This is a genomic window from Streptomyces sp. McG3, from assembly GCF_018619185.1.
GTDB lineage: Bacteria > Actinomycetota > Actinomycetes > Streptomycetales > Streptomycetaceae > Streptomyces.
Genome location: NZ_JAAXYC010000327.1, coordinates 1 through 8,421 on the forward strand (window position 1 = coordinate 1; position 8,421 = coordinate 8,421).

Sequence of the window (8,421 nt, forward strand, 5' to 3'; positions counted from 1 at the left end):
ACCCCTTCCCCGGGGCTCGGCAGACGGGCCGTCGGCACGTCCGCGCCCGGCCCCTTCACCCGCTCCGACCCCCGCCACCTGTCCGTACCGTTAGTGTGGGGCCCCGTCCGAGACGCGCCAACGCCCCGACGGCGCGCGCGTGTACACCGATGCAGCCCCCGGGGACGCCCCCGGACCCGGCCGGAGGGCCCGTACCTCGATGTCCGTGCACAGCCACTCGGCGGCGCCGAACGCGGCCGCCGCCGCCCCAGAGTTCCCCCGGCACGTCGTCACCGCCGTGCTCGTCTCCCACGACGGCGCCCGCTGGCTGCCCGACGTGCTGGCCGGGCTGCTCGGTCAGGAACGCCCCGTCCAGAACGTCGTCGCCGCCGACACCGGCAGCGCCGACGACTCGGCCCGGCTGGTCACGGAGGCGCTCGGCGACGAACGCGTCCTGCACCTCGCACGCCGTACGAGCTTCGGCACCGCCGTCGACGAGGCGGCCCGCACGGCAGGAACCCTGACCCCGGACGACCTGCCGTACCTCAAGCGCCCCAGCGGCTGGGACCCGGCCGGCCGGACCTGGGTCGACGAGAACTACGACCTCCCCGAACTGCCGCACGGCGAACCGGTCCAGTGGCTCTGGCTGCTGCACGACGACTGCGCGCCCGAGCCGGACGCGCTCGCCGAGATGCTGCGCGTCGTCGACACCGACCAGCACGCCACGATCGTCGGACCCAAACTGCGCGGCTGGTACGACCGCAAGCAGCTCCTCGAAGTCGGCGTCTCCATCGCCAACAGCGGACGCCGCTGGACGGGCCTGGACCGCCGCGAGCAGGACCAGGGCCAGCACGACCAGGTCCGTACCGTCCTCTCCGTCTCCTCCGCCGGCATGCTCATCCGCCGCGACGTCTACGAGGAGCTCGGCGGCTTCGACCGCAGGCTCCCCCTGATGCGTGACGACGTCGACCTGTGCTGGCGCGCCCACTTGGCGGGCCACCGGGTCCTCGTCGCCCCGGACGCCGTCCTGCGGCACGCCGAGGCCTCCGCCCGCGAACGCCGCCCCATCGACTGCGCCGGCCGCTCGGTCGCCAGCCCGCACCGCGTCGACAAGGCGGGCGCGGTCTACACGATGCTCGTCAACGCCCGCGGCAAGGCCCTGCCCTGGGTCCTGCTCCGGCTCGTCGTCGGCACCCTGCTCCGTACCCTCGCCTACCTCGTCGGCAAGGTGCCCGGCCAGGCCCTCGACGAGGTCACCGGCCTGCTCGGCACCCTGCTGCGCCCCGGCCGCATCCTCGCCGCCCGCCGCGACCGCGGCAAGGGCGTCGTCGACGCCGCCGAACTGCGCGCACTGTTCCCGCCGCCGGGCGCGACCGTCCGGGCCACCGTCGACCAGGTCGCGGGCAACTTCGGCGGCCGTACGGACGCCGACTCGGGCGGTTCCCGGCACGGAGCCGTCGAATCCGGGCCCGGCGGCGACGACGCCGACTTCCTGGAGATCGACCAGTTCGCCCGCCTCAAGCGTATCGGCCGCAAACCGGGACCCATCCTCTTCGCGCTGCTCCTGGTCGTCTCCCTCATCGCCGGCCGCAACCTCCTCAGCGGCGGCGCACTGGCGGGCGGCGCACTGCTGCCCGCCCCGGCCGAGGCCGGCGCGCTCTGGGGGCAGTACGCGGACGCCTGGCACACCGTCGGCACCGGCGGCACCCAGACCGCCCCGCCCTACCTCGCGCTGCTCGCCGCCCTGTCGGCCCTCTTCCTCGGCTCGACCGGATTCGCCATCAGCGTGCTGCTGGTCTGCTCGATCCCGCTGGCGGGGCTCACCGCCTACTTCGCCTCCCGCCCGCTGCTCCCCTCGCGGCTGCTGCGGGCCTGGGCGAGCGTCGCGTACGCCTTCCTGCCCGCCGCGACCGGAGCCCTGGCCACCGGCCGCCTCGGCACCGCCGTCCTCCTCGTCCTGCTCCCGCTGACCGCCCGCGCGGGCGTAGCCGCCCACGGGCTGCGCGTGGACAGCGCGGCGGGGGAGCGCGGCAGCTGGCGCGCCACCTGGGCGTACACGCTGCTGCTGACCGTCATGATGGCGTTCACCCCGATCGTCTGGCCGCTCGCCGTGGTCCTCGGCATCGGCGTCCTCGTCCTGCGGCGCGGCGACATCACGGCGTACGGACTCCGCTTCGTCGCCGCAGTCGGCACCCCGGTACTGGTCCTCGCCCCCTGGTCGCTCACGCTCCTGACGAACCCGTCCGCGCTCCTGACCGAAGCGGGCCTGGACATCGGTACGGGAACGGCATCGGGCCTCGACCTGCTCGGCATCAGCCCCGGCGGCCCCGGGGCGACGGGCGGCATCCTGCTCCTCGGCATCGTGCTGGCTGCGCTCGCCGCCCTGCTGCGCGGGGAGCGGCAGTCCGCCGTCCGCACCGCCTGGGCGGTCGCGCTCGTCGGCTTCCTCTTCGCCGCCGTCGCCAACGGATCCACCTGGGCCGGACCCGCCACCCTCGTCTACGGCGCCGCCCTGATCGCCGCCGCCCTGGTGGGCGCGGACGGGGCCCGCATCCGGGTCGCCGAACAGAGCTTCGGCTGGCGTCAGCCCGTCGCCGTACTGATCGCGCTGGCCGCCGGACTGGCCCCGGTCCTGGCCGCGTTCGGCTGGATGATCGGCGGCGCGGACGGACCCCTGGAGCGGCGCGACCCCGTCCAGGTGCCCGCCTTCGTGGCGGAGGAGAGCACCACCCGCGACCAGCCCCGCACCCTCGTCCTCGGCGGCAGCTCGCCGGGCACCGTGGAGTACAGCCTGGTCCGCGGCTCGGGCGCCCGGCTCGGCGACGGCGAACTCACCGAGGCGGGCGGCAGTAACGGCCACCTCGACAAGGTCGTCGCCAACCTCGTCGCCGGCTCCGGCGCCGACCAGGGCGGCCAGCTCAGCGGCTTCGCGATCCGCTACGTCCTCGTCCGGGACGGAGCGCCGCGCGAGATGAGCCGGGTCCTCGACTCGACGCCCGGGCTCAGCCGCCTCAGCCAGCTCGACGGCAGCGCCCTGTGGCGGGTGGACCGCCAGGTCGCCCGCGTCATGATCACCCCGGCTTCCGGCGAGGGCGAGCACCTTCCGGTCGGCTCGGCCGCCGTCGAGGCCCACTCCGAGATCCCGCCCGGCGAAGCGGGCCGTGTGCTGCGGATCGCGGACGCCGCCGACCCGGGCTGGACGGCGACCCTGGACGGCGAGCCGCTGCCCCGCAAGACCGTCGACGGCTGGGCCCAGGGCTTCGAACTGCCCGCGGAGGGCGGCCGTCTGGACCTCACCCACGACGCCCCGATCACCCACACCGCGTGGATCTGGGCGCAGGCCGGACTGCTCCTGGTCCTGGTGGTCATGGCCCTGCCGGGCCGACGCCGGGAGATCGACGACGACCTGCCCGAGGAGGCGTCGCCCGCCGTCGCCGCCGAGCCGGTCGACGGAGAGGGCCGCCGCGCCCGCAGGCTGCGCGCCGCGGCCCAGGCCGAGGCGGCGGCCAACGCCGGGGAGTCCGCGGAGCCCGGGGCCGACGTCCACCCCGACGACCGCGATCCGTCGCTAGTCCCGGCCGCGGACCAGGGGGAGTACATCCCCGCGCAGCAGTCCGCCGACCCGTACGCCGCGCACCCCCCGGCGCACGACCCGCAGGAAGCCACCGGCGGCTACGCGGCGGTCCCGCAGCAGCAGTACGGCGAGTACGCGCAGTGGGACGGCCGGCAGCAGCCGGGCGGCGACAACTACGCGACGTACCAGCCGGACCCGTACGCCCAGCAACAGCAACAGCAACAGCAACAGCAGCAGGGCGCCGGCTACCAGGGCTACGACGCCCAGGACCCCTACACACAGCAGTACAACGAGCGGGGCACGTACGGCGGGCAGGCCGCGTACAACGACCAGGGCGCCTACAACGACCAAGGCGCGTACAACGACCAGGGTGCCTACAACGCCCAGGGCGCGTACGACGAGTACGGCCAGTACGTCGGCGGGCCGTACCAGCAGCCCTACACCGACTCCGCGCAGCAGCCCCGGCCCGACCGGCACCCCGCCGAGAACGGCGAACCGACCGACCCTCCGGCCCCGGGCCAGGCCCCGTGGCAGACCGGTAACGCATCGCGAGGCGATTCCGAGTGAAGTCCACCCACCTGTCCCTGATCGCGGGCGCCGCCGTCCTGGCCGCCATCACCGGATTCGCCACGATCACCGCGCCCGGAGCCCCGGCGGACACCGGGACGAAGTCCGCCGCGCTGCTGCCGGTCGAGCGCTCCAGCCTGGTCTGCCCGGCGCCCAGCGACTCCGACCTCGCGGAGACGCAGTACACCGCGTTCACCCCGGCGGGCGAGGGCGGCGACGCCAAGGGCACCGCCGAGCTGAAGCCGGCCCTGCCCGTCGTGGACGACGAGGACGAGACCGACCCGAAGAAGGTCAAGAAGGCCGAGGAGGCGGCGAAGAAGGCGAAGGAGAAGGCCGACAAGCCGGTCCTCGCCGTGAAGGAGCCCGGAAAGCCGGTCGTCGCCGAGGCGGACGGCTCCGGCGCCCCGGCCCTCGTCGGCACGGCCACCGGCACGCTGGCCCCCGGCTGGGCCGCCCAGCAGACCACCGAGGTCACCGTCGGCGGCGCCCGCGGACTCCTCGGGGTCACCTGCACCGCTCCCGACACGGACTTCTGGTTCCCGGGCGCGAGCACCGCGAAGTCCCGCCAGGACTACCTCCACCTCACCAACCCCGAGGACTCCGCCGCCGTCGCCGACATCGAGCTGTACGGCCCCGAGGGCGCGCTCAAGTCCGAGGTCGGCGACGGCATCACCGTGCCGGCCCGCTCCAGCGTCGCCGTTCTGCTGTCCACCCTCACCGCCGAGGCCGTCGACCACCTGACCGCCCACGTCACCACCCGCTCGGGCCGGGTCGGCGCGGTCGTCCTGAGCGCCGACGACCAGGCGGGCAGCGACTGGATCACGGCGTCCGACGACCCCACCGGCACGCTCGTGCTGCCCGGCATCCCGGCCGACGCCACCTCCGTACAGCTGGTGGCGTTCGCACCCGGCGAGGACGACGCGGACGTGAAGGTCCAGCTCCTGGGGAAGAACGCGGCGTTCTCCCCGGCCGGGAACGCCACCCTGCACGTCAAGTCCTCGATGACAGCGGCCGTCGACCTCAAGGACGTCACCCGGGGCGAACCGGGCTCCCTGCGTCTGAGCCCCGTCCAGAAGAACCGGGCGACCCCCATCGTGGCCGCACTGCGCGTGGTCCGCGGCAAGGGCGACAAGCAGGAGGTCGCCTACATCCCGGCCACCGGACCGGTCGGCGCACGGGCGAGCGTCCCGGACAACCGGGCCAAGGGCTCGACGCTGTCGCTGACCGCGCCGGGCGCCACCGCCGAGGTGAAGGTCACCGCGTCGGCGGGCAGCGACGGAGGCGAACCGGCCGTGGAGACGTACACGGTCAAGGCCGGCACGACCCTCGCCGTCACCCCGAAGGCCCCGGAAGGCCTCAAGGGCGCCTACGCGCTGACCGTCGAGACCACCTCGGGCGGCCCGGTCCACGCGTCGCGCACCCTGGCGCGCACCGAGGACGGCGTCCAGATGTTCACCGTGCAGACGCTCCCCGACGACGGGGGCACGGTCGAGGTCCCGTCGGCCCGCCAGGACCTCTCGGTCCTGGACGACTGAGGGCGAGCGAACCTCCGAGCCGAGCCGGCCCCCCCCGGGGGGGACGTACCCCAGGGGCTGCTCCAGCGGCTGCTCCAGGGAGGCTGGTCCTGCCCGTACCGCGGGTCGGGCTAGTCCTGCCCGTACCGCGGGTCGACCGACTCGGGTGCCAGCCCCAGCAGCTCGGCGACCTGCTCGACGACGACCTCGTGGACGAGCAGGGCGCGCTCGTCGCGGCTCTTGGTGCGGATCTCGACGGGCCGCCGGTAGACGACGATCTGCGCGGGCCGCCCCTTGCCCGCGGACACCGAACTGCCGAGCGGAACGATCTCCTCCGGCGTACCGGGCACATCGAGGACGACGAAGTCGACCTCGGCCAGCTGGGGCCAGCGCCGCTCCAGCCGCTCCACCGAGTCCTGGACCAGATCACGGAAGGTCTCGCCCCGGCTGGCCGACAGCGGCACCTGCGGGGGCGCGACCGGCCCGCGCATGCCGCGGCCATGCCGGTCACGGCGCCGGGGCCGCGGCTCGGACGGGTGGGGAGGTACGGAGCTGTCCATCACCGACGCAGCGTAACGCTCCGGGGACCGGGGTGATCGGCGAGCCGACGCGGCCGACCGGGCCTTTCGGAGAGGGGCTCGTCCCGCATCCGGATGTCCGCAGTTGAACATTTCGGCCAAGGTTGAGCCCCTTTCAGGCCCGTGATCCGATCATCGGCCCTGCGCCCGACGCCGCGATCCACCCCCGTCCGCGACCGGCACGACCGCCGTGCGATCGTCGGCCCCCGCCCCGGCGCAGGTCAGGGTAGCCGCCCGGAACGCTGCTGTGCCGCAGGTCACGGGGCGACACGGTGGGGTGACCCGAGGGGGAGTCGTCGCGGCCCGCTCAAGAGTGCGGTACCGTCCAACATCGTGAGCCCTGTACGTCGCTGTTCGCGCACCGCGTGCGGCCGCCCTGCCGTCGCGACACTGACGTACGTCTATGCCGATTCGACTGCGGTCCTCGGCCCGCTCGCCACCTACGCCGAGCCCCACTGTTACGACCTCTGCGCCGAACACAGTGAGCGGCTTACCGCGCCACGGGGCTGGGAAGTGGTGCGGCTCTCCGACGGCTCCGCACCGGCGCACCCCAGCGGCGACGACCTCGAAGCACTGGCCAACGCGGTCCGCGAAGCGGCACGCCCGCACGACCGGGGTCCGGACGGCGGAGGCCGGGGACCACGCGCCGCCGACCCGGTGGAAGTGGCCCGCCGAGGCCACCTCAGAGTGCTCCGCTCCCCGGACTCCTGAAGGCGTCACCCGGCCGGGTAGTTTGGGCGGTCCGCAAAGACCCCAGGAGGACCGGCCGTGGTTGCTGATCTGTCGCAGCTCGTCAAGGCGTACGACGTGCGCGGAGTGGTGCCCGACCAGTGGGACGAATCGCTGGCCGAACTCTTCGGATCCGCGTTCGTCCAGGTCACGGCCGCCGACGCGATCGTGATCGGCCACGACATGCGCCCCACGTCACCGGGGCTCGCCGGCGCGTTCGCCCGGGGAGCGGCGGCCCGGGGCGCGGACGTCACGCTCATCGGCCTCTGCTCGACGGACCAGCTGTACTACGCGTCGGGGGCACTCGGCCTGCCCGGGGCGATGTTCACGGCCTCGCACAACCCGGCGCGGTACAACGGCATCAAGATGTGCCGGGCGGGCGCCGCCCCGGTCGGCCAGGACACCGGCCTCGCCGAGATCCGCACCCTGGTCGAGCAGTGGTCGGAAGGCACCCCCCAGCCGGCGGCCGCCACCGCCCCCGGCACGATCACCGAGCGGGACACCCTCACCGACTACGCCGTCCACCTCCTCGGCCTCGTCGACCTCACCGCGATCCGCCCCCTCAAGGTCGTGGTCGACGCGGGCAACGGCATGGGCGGCCACACGGTCCCCACGGTCTTCGAGGGCCTCCCGCTCGACCTCGTACCGATGTACTTCGAGCTGGACGGCACCTTCCCCAACCACGAGGCCAACCCCCTCGACCCCAAGAACATCGTCGACCTCCAGGCCCGCGTCCTCGCCGAGGGCGCCGACCTCGGCCTCGCCTTCGACGGCGACGCGGACCGCTGCTTCGTGGTCGACGAGCGGGGCGCCGGCGTCTCCCCCTCCGCGATCACGGCCCTGGTCGCCGCCCGTGAGCTGGCCCGCAACGGCGGTGAGGGCATCGTCATCCACAACCTGATCACCTCCTGGTCCGTCCCCGAGGTGGTCCGCGAGAACGGCGGCACCCCGGTCCGCACCCGCGTCGGCCACTCCTTCATCAAGACGGAGATGGCCCGGCACGGCGCGATCTTCGGCGGCGAGCACTCGGCGCACTACTACTTCCGCGACTTCTGGAACGCCGATACGGGCATGCTCGCCGCCCTCCACGTACTCGCCGCACTCGGCGGCCAGCAGAAGCCGCTCTCCGAACTGGTCGCGGAGTACGACCGCTACAGCGGCTCCGGCGAGATCAACTCCACCGTCGCCGACCAGGCCGCCAGCCTGACCGAGGTCAGGAAGGTCTACGGCGCCCACGACGGCATCACCTTCGACGACCTGGACGGCCTCACGGTCACGGCCGCCGACTGGTGGTTCAACCTCCGCGCCTCGAACACGGAACCGCTGCTGCGCCTGAACGTCGAGGCGAGGGACGAGAAGACGATGGCGGCGGTACGCGACGAGGTTCTCGGCCTGATCCGCAAGGCCTGAACCACCCGGCGGCGCTCCGGCCCCGCCAGGCACGTTCGACGTTCGCACCCCACTCCGCCCCGTCCCATCC

5 protein-coding genes are annotated in these 8,421 nt (G+C 74.0%); 4 read left to right on the forward strand and 1 reads right to left on the reverse strand.

What is annotated here, in order from left to right:
- The first annotated feature begins 199 nt into the window (after positions 1-199).
- Both HET64_RS32975 and HET64_RS32980 read left to right on the forward strand, forming a co-directional pair.
- The gene (locus HET64_RS32975) at positions 200-4,120 is read left to right on the forward strand and encodes a glycosyltransferase family 2 protein (protein ID WP_215110826.1); all 3,921 of its coding nucleotides are present in this window, start codon (positions 200-202) and stop codon (positions 4,118-4,120) included.
- The gene (locus HET64_RS32980; RefSeq protein WP_215110827.1) at positions 4,117-5,655 is read left to right on the forward strand and encodes a DUF5719 family protein; all 1,539 of its coding nucleotides are present in this window, start codon (positions 4,117-4,119) and stop codon (positions 5,653-5,655) included. Before HET64_RS32975 ends, HET64_RS32980 begins: the two co-directional genes overlap by 4 nt.
- A gap of 110 nt (positions 5,656-5,765) precedes the next feature.
- On the opposite strand, the gene HET64_RS32985 is transcribed toward HET64_RS32980, so the two are convergent.
- Entirely contained in the window at positions 5,766-6,194 is a 429-nt protein-coding gene (locus HET64_RS32985) for a metallopeptidase family protein (RefSeq protein ID WP_215110828.1), read from the reverse strand.
- Between the two features lie 351 nt (positions 6,195-6,545).
- Here HET64_RS32985 and HET64_RS32990 point away from each other — a divergent pair, with 351 nt between their 5' ends.
- Together HET64_RS32990 and HET64_RS32995 are read left to right on the forward strand one after the other, a co-directional pair.
- Positions 6,546-6,923, forward strand: coding sequence for a DUF3499 domain-containing protein (locus HET64_RS32990; RefSeq protein WP_032753657.1), 378 nt, complete (start codon positions 6,546-6,548; stop codon positions 6,921-6,923).
- A gap of 57 nt (positions 6,924-6,980) precedes the next feature.
- Positions 6,981-8,351, forward strand: a complete 1,371-nt coding sequence (locus HET64_RS32995) for a phosphomannomutase/phosphoglucomutase (RefSeq protein WP_215110829.1) — start codon at positions 6,981-6,983, stop codon at positions 8,349-8,351.
- The last annotated feature ends 70 nt before the right edge of the window (positions 8,352-8,421 follow it).